This is a genomic window from Flexivirga sp., from assembly GCF_035551235.1.
Lineage (GTDB): Bacteria > Actinomycetota > Actinomycetes > Actinomycetales > Dermatophilaceae > Flexivirga.
Map to the genome: position 1 here is coordinate 17,670 of NZ_DASZNO010000005.1, position 23,182 is coordinate 40,851.

At 68.8% G+C, this 23,182-nt stretch carries 26 protein-coding genes; 15 read left to right on the forward strand and 11 right to left on the reverse strand.

Features of this window, described 5'->3' with window-relative positions:
• The first annotated feature begins 14 nt into the window (after window positions 1–14).
• The 7 genes from VG502_RS00410 to VG502_RS00440 are packed head-to-tail and all read left to right on the forward strand — an operon-like array spanning window position 15 to window position 4,864.
• On the forward strand, window positions 15–233 hold the full coding sequence (locus VG502_RS00410) for a hypothetical protein (protein WP_325547656.1): 219 nt from the start codon (window positions 15–17) through the stop codon (window positions 231–233).
• Window positions 230–1,153 carry a hypothetical protein gene (locus VG502_RS00415; RefSeq protein ID WP_325547657.1) on the forward strand — a complete coding sequence of 308 codons (924 nt, stop codon included), beginning with the start codon at window positions 230–232 and terminating at the stop codon, window positions 1,151–1,153. The genes VG502_RS00410 and VG502_RS00415 overlap by 4 nt, the downstream gene beginning before the upstream one ends.
• A 49-nt stretch (window positions 1,154–1,202) precedes the next feature.
• On the forward strand, window positions 1,203–1,646 hold the full coding sequence (locus VG502_RS00420; protein WP_325547659.1) for an SRPBCC family protein: 444 nt from the start codon (window positions 1,203–1,205) through the stop codon (window positions 1,644–1,646).
• On the forward strand, window positions 1,646–2,617 hold the full coding sequence (locus VG502_RS00425) for a hypothetical protein (RefSeq protein ID WP_325547661.1): 972 nt from the start codon (window positions 1,646–1,648) through the stop codon (window positions 2,615–2,617). Before VG502_RS00420 ends, VG502_RS00425 begins: the two co-directional genes overlap by 1 nt.
• Window position 2,618: 1 nt before the next feature.
• On the forward strand, window positions 2,619–3,116 hold the full coding sequence (locus VG502_RS00430) for a hypothetical protein (protein ID WP_325547662.1): 498 nt from the start codon (window positions 2,619–2,621) through the stop codon (window positions 3,114–3,116).
• A 33-nt stretch (window positions 3,117–3,149) separates the two neighbouring features.
• Window positions 3,150–4,139 carry an ROK family glucokinase gene (locus VG502_RS00435; protein ID WP_325547663.1) on the forward strand — a complete coding sequence of 330 codons (990 nt, stop codon included), beginning with the start codon at window positions 3,150–3,152 and terminating at the stop codon, window positions 4,137–4,139.
• The gene (locus VG502_RS00440; protein ID WP_325547665.1) at window positions 4,136–4,864 is read left to right on the forward strand and encodes an endonuclease/exonuclease/phosphatase family protein; all 729 of its coding nucleotides are present in this window, start codon (window positions 4,136–4,138) and stop codon (window positions 4,862–4,864) included. The genes VG502_RS00435 and VG502_RS00440 overlap by 4 nt, the downstream gene beginning before the upstream one ends.
• Before the next feature lie 10 nt (window positions 4,865–4,874).
• Here VG502_RS00440 and VG502_RS00445 read toward each other — a convergent pair whose 3' ends face one another.
• On the reverse strand, window positions 4,875–5,444 hold the full coding sequence (locus VG502_RS00445) for a hypothetical protein (protein WP_325547667.1): 570 nt from the start codon (window positions 5,442–5,444) through the stop codon (window positions 4,875–4,877).
• 10 nt (window positions 5,445–5,454) lie between these two features.
• The gene (locus VG502_RS00450; protein ID WP_325547669.1) at window positions 5,455–6,207 is read right to left on the reverse strand and encodes an alpha/beta hydrolase; all 753 of its coding nucleotides are present in this window, start codon (window positions 6,205–6,207) and stop codon (window positions 5,455–5,457) included.
• 162 nt (window positions 6,208–6,369) lie between these two features.
• On the opposite strand from VG502_RS00450, the gene VG502_RS00455 reads away from it, so the two are divergent.
• Together VG502_RS00455 and VG502_RS00460 are read left to right on the forward strand one after the other, a co-directional pair.
• Window positions 6,370–7,260 (forward strand): lysophospholipid acyltransferase family protein, encoded by an 891-nt coding sequence (locus VG502_RS00455; protein ID WP_325547670.1) that lies wholly within the window; start codon window positions 6,370–6,372, stop codon window positions 7,258–7,260.
• Between the two features lie 142 nt (window positions 7,261–7,402).
• Complete coding sequence (locus VG502_RS00460) at window positions 7,403–8,791, forward strand: class II 3-deoxy-7-phosphoheptulonate synthase (protein ID WP_414655686.1); 1,389 nt, start codon at window positions 7,403–7,405, stop codon at window positions 8,789–8,791.
• Here VG502_RS00460 and VG502_RS00465 read toward each other — a convergent pair whose 3' ends face one another.
• The 3 genes from VG502_RS00465 to VG502_RS00475 form a co-directional block, all read right to left on the reverse strand.
• Window positions 8,792–11,170 (reverse strand): FUSC family protein, encoded by a 2,379-nt coding sequence (locus VG502_RS00465; protein ID WP_325547672.1) that lies wholly within the window; start codon window positions 11,168–11,170, stop codon window positions 8,792–8,794.
• A 95-nt stretch (window positions 11,171–11,265) separates the two neighbouring features.
• Window positions 11,266–13,131: a Stk1 family PASTA domain-containing Ser/Thr kinase gene (gene pknB, locus VG502_RS00470; RefSeq protein ID WP_325547673.1), complete on the reverse strand. Its 1,866-nt coding sequence runs from the start codon at window positions 13,129–13,131 to the stop codon at window positions 11,266–11,268.
• A 69-nt stretch (window positions 13,132–13,200) separates the two neighbouring features.
• Window positions 13,201–14,046, reverse strand: coding sequence for a lytic transglycosylase (locus VG502_RS00475; protein WP_325547675.1), 846 nt, complete (start codon window positions 14,044–14,046; stop codon window positions 13,201–13,203).
• 240 nt (window positions 14,047–14,286) lie between these two features.
• Here VG502_RS00475 and VG502_RS00480 point away from each other — a divergent pair, with 240 nt between their 5' ends.
• The 3 genes from VG502_RS00480 to VG502_RS00490 are packed head-to-tail and all read left to right on the forward strand — an operon-like array spanning window position 14,287 to window position 15,321.
• The gene (locus tag VG502_RS00480; protein ID WP_325547677.1) at window positions 14,287–14,658 is read left to right on the forward strand and encodes an Rv2175c family DNA-binding protein; all 372 of its coding nucleotides are present in this window, start codon (window positions 14,287–14,289) and stop codon (window positions 14,656–14,658) included.
• 4 nt (window positions 14,659–14,662) lie between these two features.
• Window positions 14,663–14,983, forward strand: coding sequence for a lycopene cyclase domain-containing protein (locus VG502_RS00485; RefSeq protein WP_325547678.1), 321 nt, complete (start codon window positions 14,663–14,665; stop codon window positions 14,981–14,983).
• Window positions 14,980–15,321: a lycopene cyclase domain-containing protein gene (locus tag VG502_RS00490; protein WP_325547679.1), complete on the forward strand. Its 342-nt coding sequence runs from the start codon at window positions 14,980–14,982 to the stop codon at window positions 15,319–15,321. Before VG502_RS00485 ends, VG502_RS00490 begins: the two co-directional genes overlap by 4 nt.
• On the opposite strand, the gene VG502_RS00495 is transcribed toward VG502_RS00490, so the two are convergent.
• Genes VG502_RS00495 through VG502_RS00505 form a run of 3 tightly spaced genes read right to left on the reverse strand, consistent with a single transcriptional unit; the run spans window position 15,260 to window position 18,715 of the window.
• On the reverse strand, window positions 15,260–16,156 hold the full coding sequence (locus VG502_RS00495) for a phytoene/squalene synthase family protein (RefSeq protein WP_325547680.1): 897 nt from the start codon (window positions 16,154–16,156) through the stop codon (window positions 15,260–15,262). The two genes, VG502_RS00490 and VG502_RS00495, sit on opposite strands and share 62 nt — an antisense overlap.
• Entirely contained in the window at window positions 16,149–17,639 is a 1,491-nt protein-coding gene (locus tag VG502_RS00500; protein ID WP_325547682.1) for a phytoene desaturase family protein, read from the reverse strand. Before VG502_RS00500 ends, VG502_RS00495 begins: the two co-directional genes overlap by 8 nt.
• Window positions 17,636–18,715, reverse strand: a complete 1,080-nt coding sequence (locus VG502_RS00505; RefSeq protein WP_325547684.1) for a polyprenyl synthetase family protein — start codon at window positions 18,713–18,715, stop codon at window positions 17,636–17,638. Before VG502_RS00505 ends, VG502_RS00500 begins: the two co-directional genes overlap by 4 nt.
• Window positions 18,716–18,782: 67 nt before the next feature.
• Between VG502_RS00505 and VG502_RS00510 the strand changes: the two genes are divergently transcribed.
• The 3 genes from VG502_RS00510 (at window position 18,783) to VG502_RS00520 (ending at window position 20,832) form a co-directional block, all read left to right on the forward strand.
• Window positions 18,783–19,700, forward strand: coding sequence for a methylenetetrahydrofolate reductase (locus VG502_RS00510; protein ID WP_325547685.1), 918 nt, complete (start codon window positions 18,783–18,785; stop codon window positions 19,698–19,700).
• Window positions 19,701–19,804: 104 nt separating this feature from the next.
• The gene (locus VG502_RS00515) at window positions 19,805–20,248 is read left to right on the forward strand and encodes an SAV_6107 family HEPN domain-containing protein (protein WP_325547687.1); all 444 of its coding nucleotides are present in this window, start codon (window positions 19,805–19,807) and stop codon (window positions 20,246–20,248) included.
• A 188-nt stretch (window positions 20,249–20,436) separates the two neighbouring features.
• Window positions 20,437–20,832 (forward strand): DUF3040 domain-containing protein, encoded by a 396-nt coding sequence (locus VG502_RS00520; protein ID WP_325547688.1) that lies wholly within the window; start codon window positions 20,437–20,439, stop codon window positions 20,830–20,832.
• A gap of 21 nt (window positions 20,833–20,853) precedes the next feature.
• Here VG502_RS00520 and VG502_RS00525 read toward each other — a convergent pair whose 3' ends face one another.
• The 3 genes from VG502_RS00525 to VG502_RS00535 all read right to left on the reverse strand — a co-directional run bounded on the left by VG502_RS00525 (window position 20,854) and on the right by VG502_RS00535 (window position 23,121).
• Complete coding sequence (locus VG502_RS00525) at window positions 20,854–21,333, reverse strand: DUF456 domain-containing protein (protein ID WP_325547690.1); 480 nt, start codon at window positions 21,331–21,333, stop codon at window positions 20,854–20,856.
• A gap of 95 nt (window positions 21,334–21,428) precedes the next feature.
• Complete coding sequence (locus VG502_RS00530; RefSeq protein WP_325547692.1) at window positions 21,429–21,650, reverse strand: DUF7455 domain-containing protein; 222 nt, start codon at window positions 21,648–21,650, stop codon at window positions 21,429–21,431.
• Between the two features lie 199 nt (window positions 21,651–21,849).
• Window positions 21,850–23,121, reverse strand: coding sequence for an MFS transporter (locus VG502_RS00535; RefSeq protein WP_325547694.1), 1,272 nt, complete (start codon window positions 23,119–23,121; stop codon window positions 21,850–21,852).
• Window positions 23,122–23,182 lie beyond the last annotated feature (61 nt).

Below are 23,182 nucleotides of genomic sequence, written 5' to 3' on the forward strand. Positions count from 1 at the left end.
GAAGAGGTGATGACATGCGCATCGATTGCGACACCTGCCCCGTGCGCGACCGGCAATGCGCCGAGTGCATGGTGACCGCGCTGCTGCAGCTCGCACCGCTGGAGCAGCGCCTGGACAGCGACGAGCGACGCGCGGTCGACACCCTCGCGTCGGCCGGCCTGATCTCCGCACAGGAAGCGGTGTCGGCCACCGCACGGCTCGAACCCTGGAAGCCATTACGGTCGACCGGGTGAAGATGGCGACCCGGCAGGCGATCACGCGCCGTATGGCGTGCTGCGTCGGCTGGGCGCTGCTCAGCGGGGTGATCACCGGCTGTTCGTCGTCGACGACGTCAGCTGCGACACCCGTCTCGAAGTCCGCATCGAAGTCCGCATCGAAGTCCGCTTCGACATCCGCAACGACGTCCCGTTCGCCCACGTCTAGGGCTGCCGCGCACACGGTGCGCGACGGGCAGCTCGTGGTCTCCGGCACCGCAACCGAGGCCCGGTTGCGACGGGTCGCCTCCGACGCCCGGACGGCAGTGGGTCGGGTCCGGGAGATATGGGGAAGTTCGGTGCTCACCGGTCCGGTGCACATCGAGGTGCCCGCCGACGAGGCAGGGTTTCGAGCCCAGGGAGGCTCTGCCGAGCCGGGGGCGCAGGTCGCCGCCACCACGACGGCAGCGGGCCGGGTCGTGCTGTCGCCGGCGTTGTTCACCCAGGTGACCGGGCAGGGCGTGGTGGTCGTGCTCACCCATGAGCTGACACACGTCGCACTACATCAAGCGGGAGACCGCGCTCTTGCCCGATGGGTGGTGGAGGGCTCGGCGGAGTTCACCGCCTACCGTTCAACCGGCCTCGGACTACCTCGGCTGGCGCCCCAACTCGCCGCGGCCGTACGCTCCGGCGACCTACCCACGGGCCCACCGTCGGATGCGCGTTTCCGGTCCGCTCCACAATCGGCATACCAGGAGGCCTACGCGTGGTGCGCGTTCCTCGTCGAGCGCTTCGGGACCGCCCGGTTCACCGGCTTCGTGCGATCGGCCGACACGGGCGAACACGCTGATTTCGCTGCGGCTTTCGGCACATCGACCGGCTCGTTGCGGCAACCTTTCCAACGGTTCCTTCGCACGCAGGTTGCGGCCGGCAGCACCGCACCACCAGCCGGCAGCTGATCGGTCACGCGCCGACAACCGCCCTCAGCCGGCAGGTAGGCTCCCCGGCATGGCTGACAGCACCAAGTCCTCCGTCTCGATCAACGCCGCGCCCGCCGAGGTGCTCGACGTGATCGCCGACTTCGATGGCTACCCCGAGTGGACCGGCCAGATCAAGAAGGCGGAGGTCCTCAGCGAGGACGAGCAGGGCTGGCCGCTGCAGGTCCGGCTGACGCTCGATGCCGGTGTCATCAAGGACACCTACGTGCTGGCCTACACGTGGGACGTCGCCGAGGACGGCACCGGAATCGTGTCCTGGGAGCTGGTGAAGTCCAGCATCCTGAAGTCACTCGACGGCGTCTACCGGCTGACCGGCGACAGCGAGACGACCAATGTCGTCTATGAGCTCACCGTCGACCTGAGCCTCCCGGTGATCGGCATGATTCGTCGCAAGGCGGAGAAGACGATCATCGAAACCGCCCTGAAGGGCTTGAAGAAGCGCGTCGAGGCCTGATGGCTCCTCGCGTTCTGCTGGTCGTCGGACCGGGCGGAGCGGGAGCGTCGACCACAGCTGCGCGCGTCGCCGACGAGTTCGCCGCCAACGGCAGCGGCGTCACCGTTCTGGACGATGACCCGTATGACGGAGCGGGTGCGCGCTGCCGCGAGTCGTCGGTGCTGCACGCGACCGCTCACGACACCGATGGTGGTGATGGTGCCCGTCGGGTGCTCGAGGCGCTCGGTGCCTCCGCCGACCTGATCGACCCCTTGCGCCATACGGCGACGGCCTCGGCACTGAAACTGCTCTGGTCGATCCCGGTCGGTCTGCCCGCGGATCACCTGGTCGTCATCGACTCCGGCACGGCCGGTCCCGAGCTGGCACGACTGGCTCGCACACTGCCCGGAACCCTCCTGCGGCTCTCGCGTCTCGGCACCGGGTGGTTGCGGACGAGTCGGCCACTGCTGGCGGCCCTCGGCGGGCGACGGTCCGGTCCGGCGTTGCTGGAGCAACTGCAGTCGGCTGCACAGCGGGCCCGCGGCATACGTCATGACGTGTGCGGTGGCTCCGGCGGTGCGTTGCTGGTCGCCGGGGACGAGGGCAAGACGGCGCGACTCGGCGTCGGCGTGGGGCTCAGCGGCGTGCGAGTGCGTGGCGTCATCGGTCTGGATGGCGCGAGCGACGTGCTGCCCGGTGTGCCGCGCCTTGCACAGAAGGACATGCTCGCCGGACTCGAGCAGGACGGCCAGCCGCCGTTGCGCATCCAGCCGGACGCGGCGGAGGGTTACCGGATGCGAATGCCGTTGCCGCTCAGCGACTTTCGAGATCTCAAGATCCACTGGTCCGGACACAGCCTCACGCTCAGCGCATGCGGGCACCAGTCGCTGCTGGAGTTGCCGTCTGCATTGCAGCGATGCCGCCCGTCGGGTGCGCGGCTGCGAGACGGCATGCTTGACATTGCATTCCGTCCGAACTTAGCAGGAGCCTGACGTGACACCCGACGATCCCGCCGATCCCGACAACCAGCAGACCGGGGCGTCCACCGTCGCCGACGAAGCGATGCGGTTGGCCGAGGCGTTCGCGGTCTGGGCGCAGAACGGCAAGCTCGCGGCCGATGTTGCAGCGCACGACACGTCCGTCGACGACACAGGCGCCGGCACCGCCACCGAGGAGCCCGACCGGGCCGCCGGCGCGCGTCCGCCCGCCGCCGCAGCAGCACCCAGCTGCGATTGCGCGCACGGCGCCGCGGTCGAAGCCGTCTGTCGGATGTGCCCGGTGTGTCGTATGGCGGGCCTGGTGCAGGCCGTCCAGCCGGACCTGCTGGACAGGGTCGCCGACCTGCTGGGACTGGTCGCCGGCGGCCTGCACTCGGCCGCGGAGCAGCGCCGCACGTCCACCACCGGCGCCGGCAACGCGCCCGACGCCGGCGCATCGGGGCGGTCCGACGGCGGCATGGACGTCCCGGTGACCGGCGGGGACGACGACTGACATGGGACACGAACGAGCAGGGGAGTTGCCGCAGTGACCGATCCGCACACATCGCTCGCCATCGGGATCGACATCGGCGGCACCAAGGTCGCCGGTGGCCTGGTGGACGCGAGCGGGACCGTGATCGACCAGGTCCGTCGCAACACGCCGCACCGCACGACGGAGCCGAAGGTGGTGGAGGACCTCATCGTCGAGGTCGTGCAGGAGTTGCATGGGCGCGCGACGAGCGAGGTGGTCGGCGTCGGTATCGGCGCAGCCGGCTTCGTCGCCGCCGACCGGGCGACCGTCGTCTTCGCACCGCATCTGTCGTGGCGGCACGAGCCACTGCGCGATGCCCTGTTGCAGCGTCTCGACGTGCCGGTCTTCGTCGACAACGACGCCAACGCCGCCTGCTGGGCCGAATACCGCTTCGGCAACGTCCAGGGCGAATCGCATGTCGTGATGGTCAATCTCGGCACCGGGATCGGCGGCGCGATCGTCGTGGACGGCCGGATCCAGCGTGGCCGGTTCGGCATCGCGGGTGAGTTCGGGCACATGCAGGTCATGCCCGGCGGACACCGTTGCGAGTGCGGGAACCGTGGCTGCTGGGAGCAGTACGCCAGTGGCAATGCGCTGGTGCGAGAAGCTCGTTCGCTGGTGCTGGCCGGATCCCCGCTGGCGCACGACCTCGCGGCGAGTGTCGGCGGCGACCCGCGTGAGCTGACCGGTCCGATGGTGACCGAGGCTGCCCGGGCCGGCGATCCGACGGCGGCCGAATTGCTGGCCGAGATCGGGACCTGGCTGGGGACCGGCCTGGCCAACCTGGCGAACGCGTTCGACCCCGGTGCCTTCGTGATCGGCGGTGGCGTGAGCGCTGCCGGAAGCATGCTGCTGGACCCGGCGCGGGACTCGTTCCGCAGGCATCTGGCCGGCCGTGGCTACCGGCCCGAGGCACGGATCGTGCAGGCGGCGCTCGGCAACGAGTCCGGGTTCGTCGGAGCCGCTGACCTGGCCCGCACCGCGGTCGCCGAGGCGGACCGATGAGTTTCGAGGCGAGTCTCGAGGCACCCGGTCCGGCCCGCGATCCGCACGTGATCCGGGTCGCGTCATACAACGTGCGTGCTCTGAAGGATGATCGTGCGGCGCTGGTCGAGGTCATTCGCGCGATCGCACCGGACGTCCTGCTGCTGCAGGAGGTCCCGCGGCATCCGGTGTCGGGCCACCGCATCGCGACATTCGCCGACGACGTCGGGCTGACGTGGTTCGGCGGCAGGCGCTACCGGATGAGCACCACGTTGATGACCAGCCTGCGGCTGGACGTGCTCGACGCATGCCACGGCCGGTTGCCCGTGCGCAGATTCGACGAGCCGCGAGGCTTCGGTATGGCGACCGTTCGGCTGCCCGGCCATCGGCCGCTGGTGGCAGCCAGTGCCCACCTGTCGCTGCGCGGCACGGATCGCCTGCCGGAGGCGAAGGCGTTGCTCGGTGCCGCAGCGACCCGAGGTCTCCCGGTCGTTCTCGGTGGCGACCTCAACGAGGAGCCGGCCGGGAAGACGTGGCGATATCTCGCGCGCGGGTTGCGGGAGGTGTCGGCGGACGGACCCACCTACTCGGCGCAGCAGCCGCACAAACGCATCGACGGCATCTTCGCATCGGCCGAATTAGCAGGAACGACACCGGATTTGGTCCTGCCGACGGCACAGCTGGCGGCGGCGACCGATCACCTGCCCGTGGTCGTCGACGTCGATGTCAGCGCCTTGTCCGAGTAGCCGGAAGGCCTTAGAGCACCGCGCCGTCGTCGTCATCGTCGAGGTCGTCGCGGTTCTTCGGCGACCGCATGAACAACTGGATGACACCCGCCACGAACAACGCGCAGGCCAGCACCCACCACAGGGATTGGGCGTAGCGGTCGAAGAAGAAGAGGTAGAGCAGCCAGGCCGGGCCACCGATCAGGCAACCGGCCATGGTCCAGAAGCCCATGTCGTCACTGCTCGGCAGGGGGCGCGGTGGCGCCGGGACGAACACGTCCGCGTCGTCGTCGTCCAGCAGGGACGCCGAGCCGCTCGGCGGCATACGCCACTGGTCCGGGAGGCCGGCCAACGGTGACGCCGGCGGCGCTGCAGCCTGCGGCGGGTCCTCGTCGTCCTCGTCCTCCTCGTCATCGCCGGTGTCGTCATCTCCGGCGTCGTCATCTCCGGCGTCGCTGTCGGCCTGCTCGCCGGCCGGCGAATCGTGCGCGGCGGCCTTGTCCCAGTCGGTCTCCTGCGGCTGCAGTTGCGCGACGATCTCGGCAAACCGGCGGTCGATGTCGGTCTGCTCGTCCGGTCCCTCGCGGCCCTCGAGGCTCATAAGTCCTCGATCACGGCCGCTCGGTCACCCGTTGGATGAAGTGCATGGTTTCATCCTCGATCAGTGCGGCATCGTTGTCGAGGGTGGCGACGTGATAGCTGTCGGTCAGCAGGATTTCGGTCTTGTCGGAGCTGGACACGCGTGCCAGGAGCAACGCCGAACACTCCGGCGGGACGACGTGGTCGTCGGGGGAGTGCAGCAACAGCACCGGCTGTGTCACCTGCGGCAGGTCGCGCGTGACCTTCTCCCACATCTGCCGCTGGGACTGCAACGCCCGCAGCGGGGTGCGCTCGTAGGCGAGTTCCCGTACCCCGGGCTTCTTGATGTCGTTGGCGATCGACGCGATCGACGGCACCACGTGCTGCAACGCCGGGAGTGCCTTGAGTCGGATGTCGCGCATCGTGTAGGCGGGGTTGATCAGCACCAGGCCCCGTATGCCGTGGGGGTGACTCTGTGCCGCGAGGGTCGCCAGCGTGCCGCCCATCGAGAGGCCGACGGCGACGATCCGGTCGCAGCGCTGGCGCAGCTCGTCATACGCAGCATCGATCTCGGACCACCAGTCGGTCCAGCGCTTGGTGTTGAGTTCCTTCCACGTCGTGCCGTGGCCGGGCAGGCGTGGCAGCCGCACGGTGTATCCGGCGTCGGCGCAGCGGCGCGCGATCGGCAACATGCTCTGTGGGGTCCCGGTGAAGCCATGGCAGACCAGGACACCGATGTCGGAACCGTCGTGGGCAAAGGGCTCCGCCCCAGGCAGAACGTCCATGATGATTCCTTCGCTGAGGGTGTTCGAGGTTGTCGTCCGCGTAACATCCTTTCACCTCGGCGAAGGCGTGTGACGCCTGCCGTATCCTGCACCGGAAGCCGATGACGTGCAACGGGTTGCGGCCACGTGCGGTGGGAATCAACCCGGTGCGAAGGAGATGCAGTGTTCTATTGGTTGCTGAAGTGGGTGCTCCTGGGCCCCTTGCTCAAGGGCGTCTTCCGCCCGACGGTCGAGGGTGCGCAGAACGTCCCCGAGCGGGGACCGGTCATCCTCGCCAGCAACCACCTGTCGGTGGCGGACTGGCTCTTCATGCCGCTGGTGATCCCGCGCCGCGTGACGTTCGTGGCCAAGGCCGAGTACTTCAACACCCCTGGCGTCAAGGGCCGCCTGCAGAAGGCCTTCTTCTCCGGCGCCGGTCAGGTGCCGATCGACCGGAGCAGCGGCACGGCGGCTGCGGGCGCGCTCGAGACCGGCCTGCGGATCCTGCGGGAGGGCGAGGTCTTCGGCATCTACCCGGAGGGCACTCGATCTCCCGACGGCCGGCTCTACAAGGGCAAGACCGGCCTGGCGCGCATCGCACTGGAATCCGGCGCGCCGGTGATCCCGGTGGGTGTCATCGGCACCGACGTGATCGCGCCCCAGGGCAAGCTCTTCGGGCGGATCGTGCGGCCGCATGTGCGGTTCGGCGCGCCGATCGACTTCTCCCGCTACGAGGGCATGGAGGACGACCGTTTCGTCTTGCGGTCGATCACCGACGAAGTGATGTACGAGATCATGCTGCTCACCGGCCAGGAGTATGTCGACGTGTATGCCGCATCCCTGAAGAAGGGCGGCATCACCAAGAAGGCGAAGGAGATCGGCGGTGGCGCGGCCGCCCTCGCGACCCAGGCCAAGGATCGACTGCAGCACCACAAGGACGACAAGGACGACAAGGACGGCGAGACCGACCAGGCCGACAGGGCCGAGGACGACGCACCGGCCGACCCCGGCGCGACCGAGAACCGGACGACGGCCGCCGCCGACCACGCCGACGGTGCGGCGAAGTCCCAGTAGTGAGGTGCGTGCAAAGTTGCTGGTCAATCGCTCCGCGCCTGACCAGCAACTTTGCCCACATCCGCACTACCTTCATCTTTGATCATGACCAGCAGGCAATACCGGACGCGGCATACCCAGTCGGCGCCCGTACCCTTGGCGGGTGAGCACGACGACCCCTGACGCATTTTCCACGCCCCGCCTGCTGGCCGAGCAGATCGAGTGGCCGGCACTGCCTTCCCTGCAGCAGCCGCAGTGGCCGGACTCCGACGAGGTCTATCGAGTCCGTGCCGAGCTCGCCGCCGCACCGCCGCTCGTCTTCGCCGGTGAGTGTGACGTGTTGCGCTCGCGGCTGGCCGCCGCTGCGGTGGGTGACGCCTTCGTCCTGCAGGGTGGCGACTGCGCAGAGCGCTTCTCCGAGGCGACCGCCGACAACATCCGCGACCGGGTCAAGACGATCCTGCAGATGGCCGCTGTGCTGACGTATGGCGCCAGCACCCCCGTGGTCAAGATCGGCCGCATCGCCGGGCAGTACGCCAAACCGCGCAGCAACAACACCGAGACCCGCGGCGACGTCACGCTGCCGGCCTTCCGCGGTGACATCATCAACGACTTCGACTTCGACGCCGAGTCGCGCACCCCGAACCCACAGCGACTGCTGCACGCCTACCACACGGCGTCGTCCACGCTGAACCTCGTACGTGCTTTCACCACAGGCGGATTCGCCGACCTGCGGCACGTCCACGAGTGGAACCGCGGCTTCATCGCCAACGCTGCCTACTCGCGGTACGAATCGATCGCGCGGGAGATCGACCGCGCGATGAAGTTCATGCTCGCGTGTGGCGTCGACTTCGAGTCGACACCACTGTCCGGTGTGGAGTTCTTCGCGAGCCACGAGGCGCTGCTGCTGGACTACGAGCAACCGCTGACCCGCATCGACTCCCGCACCGGCAACCCCTACGCCGTGTCCGGGCACTTCGTGTGGGTCGGTGAGCGCACCCGCCAGTTGGACCACGCCCATGTGGACTTCGCGGCGCGCATCCACAACCCGATCGGTGTGAAGCTCGGGCCGACGGCGGACCCGGACGAGGTCGTGTCACTGATCGAGCGCCTCGACCCGGGGCACGAGCCGGGCCGGCTGACGTTCATCACCCGGATGGGTGCGGGCAACGTCCGCGACAAGCTGCCGGAGATCGTCCGCCGGGTCACCGAGACCGGTGCGAAGGTCGTCTGGATCTGTGACCCGATGCACGGCAACACGTTCGAGTCGTCCACCGGTTACAAGACCCGCGAGTTCGACGACATCATCGAAGAGGTCCGTGGCTTCTTCGAGGTGCACCGCGACCTCGGTACGGTGCCCGGCGGCATCCACGTGGAGCTCACCGGCAACGACGTGACCGAGTGCCTCGGCGGCAGCGAGAAGATCCTCGACGCCGACCTGGAGAAGCGTTACGAGACCGCCTGCGACCCGCGACTGAACCACCAGCAGAGCCTGGAGCTGGCGTTCCTCGTCGCAGAGATGCTCTCGCAGCGGGACCGCCCGCAGCACTGATCAGCGGCCGGCGTGGGTGTCCGCGTCGGTGTCGAGCGCGCGCACCCGTAGGTCCGCGGCGGCGGCGAAGGCGGCCATCGACTCGTCCAGCAGCCGGGCGTCGCGCAGCAGCAGCTGCTCGGGTGTGATCAGGTCGGCGTCGGCACGTCGGGTGGCGATGACGTCGAAGAGTGAGGCGGACCGCGTGTAGACGTGTTCGTTCGCGACGTGGTCCTCGGTCAGCGCATCGGCGATCACCTGCAACGACCCGCTCAAGTGGGTCCGAGCCGCATCCAGCGCCACCGCGTCCGACCGCAGTCCTGCGTTCGTGTCCTCGCCGTCGCGCATCGCGATGCGCCCGCTCTCGCGCAGCATCATCCTGGCCCGGTGGACGGATGCGTCCGCCGCCGAGCGCAGCCCGCGGTGCACCTTGCTGCCCGGGCCCGGCAGGCCGCGCAGCGGTTGGAGCGATGCGATGAGGGTTTGGTGCGCTGCGTCGAGAGTCCTTGCTGCTGAACGGAGTTCGGCGTCCGCGCAGCTGCCTGTGACACGACGCAGCGTGCTGTCGACCAGCGCCTGGACGGCCTCGGCGTGCCCGCGCGCGGCGACCCGGACGACCTGCCAGGACCGCAACGGGAAGACGACCAGCACCGTCACGATCGCCACGGCAGCGCCGATGGCGGTCTCCTCCAAACGCAGGCGCAGCAGGGAGTCGGTGTATTCGCCGAGCTGGACGTACAGCTGCGACACCATCACGGTGATGCCGATCACCATGAATGCATAACTGATGCGTAGCAGATAGATGCCGAGTCCGATGGACACGAGCACGACGATGACGGCCAGGTCGGTGTGATGCCCGATGACGTGCGCCAGCAGCGATCCGACGAAGACACCGACGAGGGTGCCGAGGACCCGGAGCAGCCCCTTGCGCACCTGCTCGGTCGCGTTGTTCGCACCCATGAATGTCACGAAGGCAGCGATGACCGCCCAGTAGAAGCGGCGTTCGGACAGGATGCTGCCGATCACGATCGAGCCCGAGACGGCGACTGCGATCTGGAAGGCGACCCGCACGTTCGGGGCTAGACGCACCCGGTCCCGCCTGCGCGGCCCGCGCTCGCTGGATGCGCTCGCACTCACCATGGTCGAACCGGGCAACCAGCCGCCGACCAGCGCAACGGACGGGATGAACTCCGAGTCCTCATTCGTAGCGGCGTTCCGCAGCGGGTTGGCCGCGATCTGTGCCCAGTCCTGGACGCTGGACGCGAAGCGGTGCACGATGACCCGCCGTTGCCGGGATGCGTCATCGGCCGGTGTCCGGGCCTCGGCCCGGTGGAGGCGCTCGAACAGCAGTTGCGCACTCTGCTGCGCTTCGGCCGGGTCGTGCCGGCCGACGGCCGCCAGCGCCATACGCACGAGGGATTGATCGCCGTCGTTGAGTCCGCTGCGGCCGAGGGTCGCGGCGAACCGGGCCATGTTGGCGAGGGCTTGCTCGGCGTCGAAGACGAGCTGGTGCAATTGCTTCGCGGTCGTGCCGTCGGGCACTGCCCCGGGCGCGCCGATCGCGGCGTCGACCATCAGTGCGGTCTCGTTGAGGCGCACGGTACGGCGTTGAAGGCGCCGGAGGGCACGTCGGTCGTCGGGGTCGTCCAGCACATCGAGCGCGCTGTCCACGAGCGCGTTCGCGCGCCCGGCGAAACTGCGTCGGATGCGGCGCAGGGTGCGCCGCCGGCTCGGGTGGAAGAGAAGCAATTGGGCAAGAGCGGCGACCGCGGCACCCACACAGACTTCGGGCGCCAGCCAGTTGATCGTCGTGAAGTCCACCCGGCTCCCGAGGAAGAAACCCATGAAGTCGCCCATGAACAGCAGTTGCCCGCCGAAGAAGCCCCACGTCCCGAAACGGCGCAGGTAGGCACCACCGGCCAGGATCACCGTCAGGATCGCGAGTGCGAGCGGACGATTCCGGCCGGTCGCCAGACCGATGGCCAGCCCGGCGATCATCGGGATCGGCATGAGCAGGATCGTCAGGTAGAGCCGACCCACCGTCGGCACCATCGGAGCTGCGAAGGTCGCCATCATGCAGACCATGGCGCCGACCATCATGCTCATCACGAGCATCGCGTGATTGCCGGCAGTGGCCGCGGCGGCCAGCTCGGCCGGCAAGCCCCTCACGGGTTGCTGCAGGGCACCGGTGACGTGCACGAACAGGCGCTCGGCGAGCAGTGCTGCGCCGATGCTGACGACGACCTGCAGCGCCATCCGCAGCCGGTTGAGGCCGGGGTCGGAGGCGAGGACACGGTCAATCCACTCGGCGTGTGACGGGCGGGTCCTTCGGGCCGCAGGTGTCGGTCCGGGCTCGGGGACACCTGCCGTTGCCGGCGATTGTGAAACTGCCCCCGTCATTTCGGGAGCGAGGACGAACTACGGGCAGTCACTTAGGCATGCTATCGGACGGATCCTCCGCTTCCGAATCCGTCGGACCGCGACGGGTGGAGCGTTCAGACCACGTCGATGGTGATGGTGCTTCCCTTGGGCGCCTGGGTATTGGCCTTGACCGACTGTCCCTGTACCTGGAAAAGCACCGGGACGAGCAGCGGATAGCTTGTCTTGACCTGGAAGCCCAGCGCCTCCAGTTTCTCCTTCGCCGCGCCCGAACTCATGCCGATCACCTTGGGCACCGTGACCATGACGGGCCCCTGGGACACGACCAACCGGATCTCGTCGCCCTTGTGTCCGGTGCCGTTCGGCGGATCCTGGCTGATCACGTCACCGCGCGGGACCGTGTCGCTGTGCTGCGTCGCACCGAACGTCACCGTGAAGCCGGCCTCGGTGAGGGTCTGTTCGGCCTCGGCCTTCGGCGTGCCGGTCACATCGACGATGTCGATGGGCTGCTTGCCCTTGCTGATCACCAGGTCGACCTTGGTGCCGGGCTTCTGTGCGCTTCCGCCGTCCGGGTCGACGCGGGCCACCTTGCCGGTGGCCACCTTCTCGTCATACGCGTGGGTGACCTTGCCGACCCGCAGGTGCGCGTTCTTGATGGCGATGCGTGCGGCGGCTTCGGACCTGCCGACGACGGACGGGACGTTGTAGCGTTCGGCGCCCTTGGAGACCGTCAGCGTCACGGTGGAGTTCCTGCGCGCCTCGTCACCGGCGGCCGGGGCCGCCGAAACGACGACTCCACGGGCGACCTTCTCCGAGAAGACCTGCTTGACCCGGGCGTGCAACCCCGCGTGTTGTATGGCGTCGACCGCGCGCCCCTGTTTCGCACCGGCGACGGTCGGGACCTCGACCTTGCCCAACGGCCCGGCCGTGAACGCCCACGCGCCGAGTCCGCCCGCGATGAGCAGTACGACGGCCAGCGCCCCGGCGATCCAGCGCCAGCGGCGACGCCGGGTGCGGCCGGTCGGAGGCGGGTCGCCGAGCCCGATCTGCTGGGTCGAGTCGGCGTCGAGCGGGCCGGTCGTGTGGTCGTCGGAGACCTCCAGCGGTTCGCTGCGCGGCGTCCGGTCGAGCGTGGCCGATCCGAGCCGGTCGCGGGTCAGGTGCAACTCGTGCAGCATCGCGCCGGCGTTCGCGGGGCGGTCGTCGGGGTTCTTCGCGGTGGACCGGAGCACCAGGTCGTCCACGACGGACGGCACGGTGGGCACCGCGTCGGACGGGCGCGGCATCGTGCCATGGACGTGCTGGTAGGCGACGTTGATGGGGGAGTCACCCGGGAACGCCTTCTCGCCGGTCAGCATCTCGAAGAGCAGCAGGCCGGCGGCATAGACGTCGCTGCGCTCGTCGGCCCGGCCGACCTCGACCTGCTCCGGGGACAGGTAGGCGGCGGTGCCGAGCAGCACATCGCTGTCACCGGTGACCGTGTCCGTCGTGACTGCACGGGCCAGCCCGAAGTCGGCGACCTTCACGCCGTGTGCGCCGATCAGGACGTTCTCGGGTTTCACGTCGCGATGGACCAGACCGGCCTGGTGCGCTGCGTCGAGGGCGCGCAGGATGCCCTCGGTGTAGTCCAGCGCCCGGCGGATCGGCAGGGGTGCATCGCGGCGGATCAGCTGGCGCAGGGTCTGGCCGCGCACCAACTCCATCGCGAGGAAGACGAATTCGTCGTCGGAGCCCTGGTCCGTGACCGCGACGACGTTGGGGTGCGTCAGCCGTGCGGCCGAGCGGGCCTCGCGACGGAAGCGCCGCACGAACTCCTCGTCGCGGGCGAGATCGGGCCGCATGACCTTGAGTGCGACCTCGCGGTCGAGGCGCTCGTCGAGCGCGACGTAGACCGATCCCATTCCGCCGTCGGCAAGGTGCTCGCGCACGACGTATCGCTTGTCGATCGTGCGACCGACGAGCGAAGGGGCGGATACGGACACGGCCAAAGTCTACGAACCTCGTGCTCCTGCGCCGGCCAGGTGACCGGGCGCGCCATGGAAGGACTCTTGTCAGAGACGTTCCATGAGGGCCCTGACGTTCCGCACGTAATGTTTCGTCTCGGCATACGCCCCGTGCTGCTTCACACCGGCGAGCCCCTGGTAGTAGCCACCGATCGCCTGGTCCAGGCTCGTCGCGTTGCTGGTCAGGTAGCGAAGGATGGCGACGCCGGCGGTGATGTTGTCCTGGGTGTCGGTCAGGTCCAGGTTGCGGCCGACCATCGCCGACGCCCACTCGCCGGACTGCGGCAGGACCTGCATCGTGCCGATCGCATTGACCGGTGACACCACGCGTTGGTTCCAGCCGGACTCCTGCCAGCTGATGCCGAGTGCGAGCCGGGGGTTGACGCCATACTTGCGGGCGGTCCGCTCGATCATCGCCTTCGTCTGGGTACGGCTGGGCACGGCTCGTCTCTCGATGGCCGCTCGCGTCGCCCTGGTCCTGGCCGATGTCCCGGTGGCAGCCGGAGTCTTCTTCGCGGTCCGGCGTGGCGTCTTTCCGGCGGTCGCCTTCTTCGGCGGAGCCGCCTTGTGCGGTGCGGCGCGATGCGGGATGCGCAGGACCGAGCCACTGAGCACGCGATTGGGATTGGCGATGCCGTTCGCCTTGATGAGTGCGGCGACGGACACGTGTTGCCGAGCGGCGATCGAGGTCAGGTTGTCGCCCCGTTGCACGCGGTACGGCGAGGCGATGCGGGTGGCCTTCTTGGCGACCGACGTGCTGCGCCGGGGGTGCAACCGCGGCGATTTCGACTTCACCTTCGTGGCGTGCTGGGACGCCTTCTTGGTGTTGACGCCGGCCTGGGCGTGGATGGCGTGCACGGCGGCCGGGGGTGCGCCGGTGGTGAGCGGTGGCATGGGTCTCCTTAGCCCGAGCGGGCGTTCGGGGCGCCCGGATGTGGCAGTTGGGACAGATGTGACTCGCCGCCAAAGTAGCGGCTTGCGGACCCGAGGTGGCCGACCCACGCCGGGCAGGCGTGTCGATCACCCCACGAAGTTTCTCCCCCGCTTCGCTCCTCCGAATACTTCGCGGGGACCCCGCTTTCGTCACCCCGCGCCTCGAAGGGCCAAATGGATCGGCGCCTAGACTCTTCTCTCGTGACTGATGCGACGAGCGACCTGGAGACTCTGGTCGGCGAATGGCTGTCGATCCCCGAACTCGGCGACGCGCTGGGGCTGACCCAGCGCCAGGCGCGGCGCCTCGTCGACGACAAGGTCGTGCTCGCCCACCGGGTCGGGCCCAACAGGGCGCTGTGTGTGCCGGCGGCCTTCGTCGAGGAGGACCATCTGCTGACCGCGCTCGAGGGCACCATCACCGTGCTGCGGGACGCCCGGTTGTCGGACGAAGAGGCCCTGGAGTGGCTGTTCACCGTCGATCCCACGCTGCCGGTGGAGGGTTCGCCGATCACGATGCTGCTGGCACATCGCAAGGCGGAGGTGCGCAAGCGGGCCTCCGAGCTCGCTTTCTGACCTGATGAGGCACCTGGCGTATGCCGCGGTGCTGATCGCCTGTCTGGCCGCGACGGTGCCGCTGGTTCCGGTCTTCTATCTCACGCGGATGCGCCGGGTGCGCGTCCTGCTCGCGGCGATCTGCTGCGCTGCGGCGCCATTCGTGATCTGGGACCTGTGGGCCACACATTCCGGGCAGTGGGACTTCGACGGTGGGCAGGTCCTGGGAGCTCGGTTGCTCGGGCTACCGCTCGAGGAGTGGGCGTTCTTCGTCGTCATACCCTTTGCTGCCATCGCCAGTTATGAGGCCGTCGGCTCTCTGTTGCAGCGGCGGCGCGGACGATGACCTACACCCTGCTGGCGCTGATCGCCGTGCCCGTCGCGCTCGTCATCGACCTGGTCGTCGTGCGCACCCGCGTTGTGCTGACGCTGCAGTGGTGGATCGCCTATGCGATCACGCTGGCGGGGCAGTTCGCGGTCAACGGCTGGCTCACCGGCCGACGGATCGTCACGTATGACGGATCGACCATTCTCGGGACGAATCACCAGCGTTTCATGGGGGATTGGCGGATCTTCTACGCGCCGGTCGAAGACCTCGGCTTCGGGTTCGCGCTGGTTCTGCTCACCATCGTGTCGTGGCGCTGGTGGAGCGCCAGGGACGCCCGCCGGCCAGCGAGCGACTGAGGACGACAGCACGTCGCGCCGCCGGGACGACGACCCGGCCGCGGCACACCTCGAAGTCGCGTCGCTCGATCTCCCGCAGGATCTCGCTGTAGAGCCCGAAGGCGGTTCGCAGGCAGGGCCGGACGACCGTGTCGACCTCGGCCAGGCCCGGCTGCGCTGCGTCATAGAGGGTGCGGGCGCGGGCGATCTCGAACGCCACCAGCCGCCGTAGGGCTGGACTGCTCGTGCCGGTCGCGACGCAGGTGCCGAGGTCGTCCTCGGTGCAACCGGCGGTGCGAAAGTCCTCCAATGGCAGGTAGATTCGCCCGCGCTGCCAATCCTCGGCGATGTCGCGGATGAAGTTCGTCAGCTGGAACGCCTCGCCGAGCGCTGCCGCGTAGGGCAGGCCGGGCGGGCCGCTGCCGAGGATCGGCGCCGTCATCTCGCCGATCACGGCGGCACTGCCGCGCATGTAGGTGCGCAGGTCGTCCCAGGTGGCATATCGCGTGGTGGTCAGGTCGCGACGCATCGACTCGAAGAACTCCGCGAAGAGTCGCGGGCGGATGTCGTAGATCCGCACCGTATGACGCAACGCGCGCAGCACGGGATCAGTGGGTTCGGACCCGCCCGAGACTGCCCGCATCACCTCGGATTCCCACTGCCGCAACGATTTTGCCGGATCGGTGCCGGCCGCCGGAGCATCCACCAGATCGTCGCTGCGCCGGGCCACGGCATACAGGGCCCAGATGTGTGGTCGACGGCCGGGCGGCAGCAGGCTCGTTGCGCGATAGAACGAGCGACCGTGCAGTGCGTTGATCCGGCGGCACGTCCGGTAGGCGGCGCTCAACTCATCCATGGTCGGGGTGGCGCCTGTGTCCTCGACCCGCCAGAACTCGCTCGGCGGCCAGCCGGCCGCTGATCAGCACCATCGGCACCCCGACCCCGGGGGTGGTGCCCGAACCGGCGAGCGCGAGGCGCGGTCCGATCACGTTCGGTTGACGGAAGGGCCCGCTCTGTCGGAAGGTGTGTGCGCTGGAAAACGGTGTGCCCCAAGGCATTCCGCGGTCGTCCCAGTCCTGCGGGGTGATCAGCTGCTCCCCGACGAGATCGTCCACCGCGTAGCCGGCAGCAGTCAGGCACCGCAGCATGTGGTCCCGATAGGCACCGCGCAGCTGGCGCCAGTCCAGGTCGGCGCCACTGCCGTCCCGTGCCGGCGCCGGGAAGAGTGCGTAGAGCACGTCGGCACCGGCCGGGCCGAGGGTCGGGTCGGTCCGGGTCGGCACGGACACCAGGAAGCTCGGGTCGCGCATCAGCCGCCCGCTCGTGATGTCGTCCATCGCCCCACGCAACGATGTTCCGAAATGCAGGTGATGATGCCCTGAGCCCGGCAGGCCGGCAGGCACTCCCGCTGCGAGCAGCACACAACTCGGTGCTGCCGTCGTGTCCGGTCGCAGGGCGTCGGGATCGGCCAACAGCGTTGCGGCGCGGGCGGGTTCGCAGGTCAGCACGACTGCGTCGGCCGCATGGGCGGTGTGTGGGGTGCGGACCTCGTAGCTGTCGCCGACCTGCCGGACGGCGTCGACCTGGTGGTCGAACCGGAACTCCACGCCGTGCGCGCGGGCGACCTCGACCATCGCGCGCACGATCGCGTGCATGCCGCCGACCGGGTAGGTCACGCCATGCACCAGGTCCATCGCGCTCACGACGGCGAACATGCCGCGCGCCCGGTGCGGGGGCACTCCGACATACAACGACTGGAAGCTGAAGGCCTGTCGGAGCCGCTCATCGTGGAAGAACGATGCGATCAACCGGTCGAGGCGCCCGAACCCACGCAGTGCCGCGAGCCGCGGCAGCGCCGGCCGGAGCAGCGAATGCACACCGTCCAGGTTGCGGTCGATGAAGTGGGGGAGTTCGACGTCATACAGGCGTTGCACGTGGCGGACGAACCTGTCGTACCCCGCAGCGTCCCGCTCGCCGGCCAGGTCACGTATGGCGTCACGCATGCGTTGCGGGTCGCTGTGCATCGACAGGCTGCTGCCATCTGCGAAGTGTGCGACGTATGCCGGGTCCACCTCGAGCAGAGTCAGATGGTCCTCGAGTGACTCGCCGACGGCCTTGAATGCCCTTGCCAGCTGGTCGGTTTCAGTGAGGACAGTGGGACCGACATCGAGGCGGTAACCGCCGGCGGTCACCTCGGGGCAGCGGCCGCCGGCAGTCGGTTGTGCCTCGAGGACGGTGACCTCGACGCCGGCGCCCCGCAGGTGCAGCGCTGTCGAGAGCCCGGCAAGGCCGGCGCCGACCACGACCGCACTCCTCGGGCCACGGTCGTCACTTCTCACGACGAGCGTGCCGTGGAGATGTCGATCAGGTCGAGCAGTGCGGCCCGGCCCTCGTCGGTGAGCCGGGCGGTGTCCAGAGCGGTCCTGGCCGCGTCCGCGCTGGTGGCGATGAGCTTCTCGGTCTGGTCGACGGCGCCGGTGCGCACACATTGCTCGCGCAGCCACGTGACGTCGTCGGGCGCGATCTGTGCGTCGCCGAAGACGGCCCGAAAACGCTGCAGATCCGATGAGTTCATGCCCTGCAACGCGTAGGCGATGAGCACCGTGCGCTTGCCCTCGCGCAGGTCGTCGCCGGCCGGTTTGCCGGTCTGCTCGGGGTCCCCGAAGACGCCCAACAGGTCGTCGCGCAACTGGAACGCCTCACCCAGCGCGAGGCCGTAGTCGGACAACGCCGACAGTGTCGCGTCGTCGGCGCCGGCACAGGTCGCGCCGATCAGGACCGGGTGTTCGATGGTGTATTTCGCGCTCTTGAAACGAATCACCTTGCGAGCCCGGCTGATTCGTTCCTCTGTGGGCACGTCGTCCCAGGTCTGCGCCGCCTCGATGACATCGAGGTACTGCCCGCCCATCAGCTGGGTGCGCATGGTGTTCAGGACCAGCCGCCCGCGGGCGAGCTCGTCGGCGGGCAGCCCGCTGGTCGAGTAGATCTCGTCGGTCCAGTTGAGGCACAGGTCGCCGGCCAGGATCGCTCCGGCTTCACCGAAGCGGTCCGGGTCACCAGCCATACCCCGCTCGCGGTGGATGTCGGCCAGGCGGCGATGCGCCGACGGCATACCGCGCCGCACGTCGGAATCGTCCATCACGTCGTCGTGGAGCAGGGCCGCGGCCTGGAACACCTCCAGGGACATGGCAGCACGCACCAGCGCGGCGCTGTCCGGGCCGCCGACGGCACGGTAACCCCAGTAGAAGAAGCCCGCGCGCAGCCGTTTCCCACCGCTCAGGAGCGCGAAGACGGCGTCCAGCAGGTCGGCCATGTCCGGCCCGAGGGGTGCCAGGATCCCGGCTTGGGTCCGGCGCTCCTCGTCGAGCGCGTGCTGGACACGGACCCGCAGGTCGTCGAGGTCGGCGGTGGGCAAGTGATTGTCCTTCCGAATCGTGATCGAGTTGAGCGTAGTCGCCGCACCAGTCCGTAGGCTGGGCGGCATGACGAAGGGCATCGACCAGCGCTCCGACAAGTCCGCGCGTCCGATCCCGGAGTTACTCGCGAAGGACGGTCCGAGCTTCAGTTTCGAGTTCATGCCGCCTCGCAGCGAACGAGCGGAGGCGGTCCTCTGGAACTCCGTTCGCCGTCTGGAGCAGTTGCACCCGACGTTCGTGTCGGTGACGTATGGCGCCGGCGGCTCCACGCGTGACCGGACGGTGCGGATCACCGGACGCATCGAGCAGGAGACGACGCTGCGCACGATGGCGCACCTGACCTGCGTCGGATCCTCCGTCGCGGAGTTGCGGCGCGTGGTGGGGGAGTACGCCTCCGTCGGCATCGGCAACATCCTGGCGCTGCGCGGTGACCCTCCCGGCGGACCGGCAGCGCCGTGGGTTGCGCATCCGGAAGGGCTCGACCACGCGGACAAGCTCGTGTCTCTCGTCCGGTCGCTCGGAGATTTCACCGTCGGTGTCGCGGCCTTCCCGGACAAGCACCCCGAGTCGGCGTCCTTGGAGGAGGAGGCCGAGACACTGGTCCGCAAGGCGGACGCCGGCGCGGCATTCGCGATCACCCAGATGATCACCGATGTCGACGCCTACCTGCGCCTGCGCGATCTGGTGGACGCACGCGGCTGCGCGATGCCCGTCATACCCGGGCTGTTGCCGGTGACCGCGGTGGGACAGTTGCAGCGCCTCACCGAGCTCAACGGGCAGCCGCTCGCAGCCGACGTCGTGGCGCGGATCGAGGCGGCGGGGGATGACGTCGCGGCCGTACGCCGAGAAGGTATCGCCATCTGCACCGAGCATTCGGAGCGATTGCTGCGCGAAGGCGCTCCGGGCCTGCACTTCATGACGATGAACAAGTCGACCGCGACGCTCGAGGTATTCGCCAACCTGCGGCAGAGCAGCCTGGTCTGACCCGGCTCCCAAGGCCGTTCCCGTCGAGCCGGCGGTTGTCGGTGGCCACGGTTAACCTCGTCAGCATCGAACAAAAGTTCGATATCTCGTTGCGAGGAGGCCGCATGCGCTCACCAGTTCATCCCAAGTCCCCGACGCCGGTGGCCGGCACCGTCCTGGACCTGGTCGACCGCACCCGCATCGGGCTGCTGCAGGCCTGCCACGCCGAGACGGCGGACGAGCGTTACCGGCTCGCGCACCTCGCCGCGCTCCGTGCGGCGGCCGCGGTGCTCGCCGCCGATGCGCGCCGCACACCGGGATCCCGGCCGCGCAATGTCTGGGCGGTGCTGCCCTCGGTGGCGCCCGAATTGGCCGAGTGGGCGCAGTTCTTCGAGGGCACGGCCCGGCGGCGCAGTCAGGTGGAGCGTGGCGTCGCCGTGATCTCGACGCGCGAGGCGGATGACCTGGTGCGGCAGGTGGAGACCTTCCTGGAGCTGGTGCTGACCCACCTCGGGCTGCCGATGGGCGACTCGTTCACTGCATGTGTCGCTCCGACGGGTGGCGGGTGACAGTCCGGTAATTGTTGTTGCCTCCCGCACTGTGGAGCGTCCGACTTGTTTAGGCTGGCGCGAAGAGGACGGATCCCACCTACCGCAAGGTAGCGCGGCGAACTATCCTGGTAGGAGAGATCAGTCGGGGATCAGCCGGCGGGATCGGTCGCCGCGTGGTGACGGCCGAAGGACATTGGGAGGTCAACGTGCCACTTTCAGAGCACGAGCAGCGCCTGCTCGACCAGATGGAGCAGGCACTCAAGGTGGAGGACCCCAAGTTTGCGTCTCACATGGTCGCTCATCCGGGCCGCAGCCGCTTTCGGCGACGGGTTGCGGTCGGTGTCTGCGGAGTCGTCGTGGGACTCGCACTGGTCATCATCGGTATGACGATCGCCCAGATCTGGCTCGGTGTGGTCGGGTTCGCGGTCATGGTCGCGGCCGGCGCCTATGCCTTCAAGCCGGGCCACCATCGCGAGCTCGGCACTGTGCAGGACGACGGGTCGGTCGCCGCCGCGCATCCCAGGGGGCAGACTCGCGCCAATGGCAGCTTCATGCAGCGTCTCGAGGAGCGCTGGGACCGACGGCGCGGCGAGGGCTGGTAGGTCCGGCGCCTGCGGGCGTCCTCAGGTGACCAGGACGCCGGCCACCCAGATCCACGACACCAGCACGGCTGCGGCGAGTTCGATGCCGATGCTGGTCAGCACTGCGCGGACCGCGGCCTTGGTAGCCGCCCACGCTCGCTGAGCGTCCCGTAGCCGTGCCTGTTCGGCCACGAACACACCGACCGGAAACCCGACGAACATCCCGACATACGGGATGACGAAGAAGCCGACAACCGCTCCGGCAATGCCGGCCAGCTTCGCGAAACCGGGCACCCCGGCGGCCTTCAGGCGCCGGTTCGGGACCAGGAACTGCACCACCCAGCCGATCGCCGCCACCGCGACGCAGCAGCCGAAGACAGTCCAGGACGTGCCGGTATCGACGTTCCACGCCCACAGGAGCACCCCCGCCAGGCACAGCAGCAGTCCCGGCAGCACCGGGACGATCAGCCCCAGGATCCCGATGGTGATCATCGCCCCGGCCACAACCGTCACAGCGTCCACGCAGCGAACCTAGCCCTTGAACAGACTCGGCGCCCGAACAGAACGAAAACGGCGCACCACAGGGTGCGCCGTCCTCGGGAAGTACTGGGTCGGGATCACACTTCGATCGTGGACTCGCTGTGCAGCCGGTCGGTCTCGTCGATCACTTCGTCAGCGATCTCGCGCAGCTTGTCCAGGTGCTCACGCCCGTGGTGCGCGCAGAAGAGCAGATCCTGGTCTGAGCTGAGGCGAGCACGGATGAAGGCCTGGGCGCCGCAGCGGTCGCAGCGATCGGATGCGGTCAGGGTGGGGGCAACTGCTGTAGTCACGGTAATCATCCTCTCGTTGCGGGTCCCTCCCGGTCGCCCGGGGGGGGTTTCCGTCGTCGAAGTACTCAACAGTCAATCACGCGAAGGGATTCCCGTCGAAACATATCCCGGCCGTGTGTCGTGCTTCACACTTTTGTGACCTTTGTCGATCACGACCATTCCGACGAGTGGCGGGCGCCATGAGTTCCGCCGTGGGGAACCCTCCGGCTCAGGCGCGGACCGGCTCGGCACCGTCGGCGTGCTCGGTCAGGTAGCGCTCCGCGCTCCGCGCGGCCGGGTGTATGGCGACCGCGGCGATGACCACGATCACTGCGATGACCAGCCAGCCGAGCGGCCCCCAGTTCATCGCCCAGAACGTGTAGGCGGCGGGTGCCCACACGGTGCCGAGCGTGAAGCCGAGCTGGGCCACTCCCTGGTATTCGCCGCGGCGGGCCGGGTCGGACAGTTCCGCCTGCAGGCCCCACTCGCCGGCCGACTGGAAGAGCTCGGTGCCCGTGACCGTGACGTGTCCCAGCCAGACCAACGCGATCGTCAACCAGCCGACGGTGTCGTGGGTGACGGCCACGACGACACAGGACAGCACGAAACAGGCTGCCCCGCGGCGCTCGGCCCGCAGCGAGCTGGTGGTGTCGGCGACCCCGCGGGCTGCCGACACCTGCAGGAACACCGCCATCAGCGTGTTGGTGCCGAACAACCAGGCGAGCAGGACCCGCGGCGCGTCGGTGCGCTCGACGAGCCACAGCGGGATCACCGTGTTGAGCAGGACGCCGTGCGTGCCGAGGACTCCGTCGAAGACGCTCGCCAGCAGGAAACCGCGATTGCGCAGGGCGCTGCGCCGGTGTGGACCCTTCCCCACGTGCTGTATGGCGGGCTCGGTGGCGCCGCGCGCGGCCGGCGCGACGTGCGGGAGCCGGGTGACCAGGACCGTGTTGATCAGCAGCACTGCCGCGGTCAGCAGGGGCACCACCCGCACGAGCGTGTCGTTGTCGGCGGCCAGGGCGAGGCCACTGGCCAGCGCGCCCAGCGTGTAGCCGACATTGCGGGACGCGCGCATGTAGGCGAGCGAGCGGACCCTGGCCTCGCGCGGGAACACGTCGAACCGGTAGGCGTTGCGACCGGCGCGCATCCAGGCCTGCGCGAGCTCCAGGCCGATGGTCACCGCGACATACCCGGCGAAGTTGCCGATCAGCAGCCAGGCACCGAAGAGCAGCGCCTGCGCCAGCGCGCCGAGGATCCAGGTGCGTCGCGTGCCGACGGTGTCCGCCAGCTTGCCGAGCGGCACCGCGAGCAGGAAGGTCGCGACGCCCGCGATGGTGAGGCCGAGGCCGACCTGGCTGGCGCTGAGCCCCACGATCTGGGTGAAGAAGACCGCCGAGCCCGTGAGGAACGCGCCCTCACCGAAGGCCGACAGCACCGACTGGTAGGACATGGCCCGGATGAGCGGGTCGTCGGACAGGATTCGATCAAGCAGTTTGCGCAACGCTTCTCCCACGAAATATCTTGATATCAAGAGATCAAACTGGCATCGTGTGGCGCTGTCA

What these genes read in the sequence shown, in the direction of transcription:
- VG502_RS00410 (WP_325547656.1), top strand. Translation starts at nt 15, where the DNA reads ATGCGCATCGATTGCGACACCTGCCCCGTGCGCGACCGGCAATGCGCC.
- VG502_RS00420 (WP_325547659.1), top strand. Translation starts at nt 1,203, where the DNA reads ATGGCTGACAGCACCAAGTCCTCCGTCTCGATCAACGCCGCGCCCGCC.
- VG502_RS00425 (WP_325547661.1), top strand. Translation starts at nt 1,646, where the DNA reads ATGGCTCCTCGCGTTCTGCTGGTCGTCGGACCGGGCGGAGCGGGAGCG.
- VG502_RS00440 (WP_325547665.1), top strand. Translation starts at nt 4,136, where the DNA reads ATGAGTTTCGAGGCGAGTCTCGAGGCACCCGGTCCGGCCCGCGATCCG.
- VG502_RS00445 (WP_325547667.1), bottom strand. Translation starts at nt 5,444, where the DNA reads ATGAGCCTCGAGGGCCGCGAGGGACCGGACGAGCAGACCGACATCGAC.
- VG502_RS00450 (WP_325547669.1), bottom strand. Translation starts at nt 6,207, where the DNA reads ATGGACGTTCTGCCTGGGGCGGAGCCCTTTGCCCACGACGGTTCCGAC.
- VG502_RS00465 (WP_325547672.1), bottom strand. Translation starts at nt 11,170, where the DNA reads ATGACGGGGGCAGTTTCACAATCGCCGGCAACGGCAGGTGTCCCCGAG.
- VG502_RS00475 (WP_325547675.1), bottom strand. Translation starts at nt 14,046, where the DNA reads ATGCCACCGCTCACCACCGGCGCACCCCCGGCCGCCGTGCACGCCATC.
- VG502_RS00485 (WP_325547678.1), top strand. Translation starts at nt 14,663, where the DNA reads ATGAGGCACCTGGCGTATGCCGCGGTGCTGATCGCCTGTCTGGCCGCG.
- VG502_RS00490 (WP_325547679.1), top strand. Translation starts at nt 14,980, where the DNA reads ATGACCTACACCCTGCTGGCGCTGATCGCCGTGCCCGTCGCGCTCGTC.
- VG502_RS00495 (WP_325547680.1), bottom strand. Translation starts at nt 16,156, where the DNA reads ATGGATGAGTTGAGCGCCGCCTACCGGACGTGCCGCCGGATCAACGCA.
- VG502_RS00510 (WP_325547685.1), top strand. Translation starts at nt 18,783, where the DNA reads ATGACGAAGGGCATCGACCAGCGCTCCGACAAGTCCGCGCGTCCGATC.
- VG502_RS00515 (WP_325547687.1), top strand. Translation starts at nt 19,805, where the DNA reads ATGCGCTCACCAGTTCATCCCAAGTCCCCGACGCCGGTGGCCGGCACC.
- VG502_RS00530 (WP_325547692.1), bottom strand. Translation starts at nt 21,650, where the DNA reads ATGATTACCGTGACTACAGCAGTTGCCCCCACCCTGACCGCATCCGAT.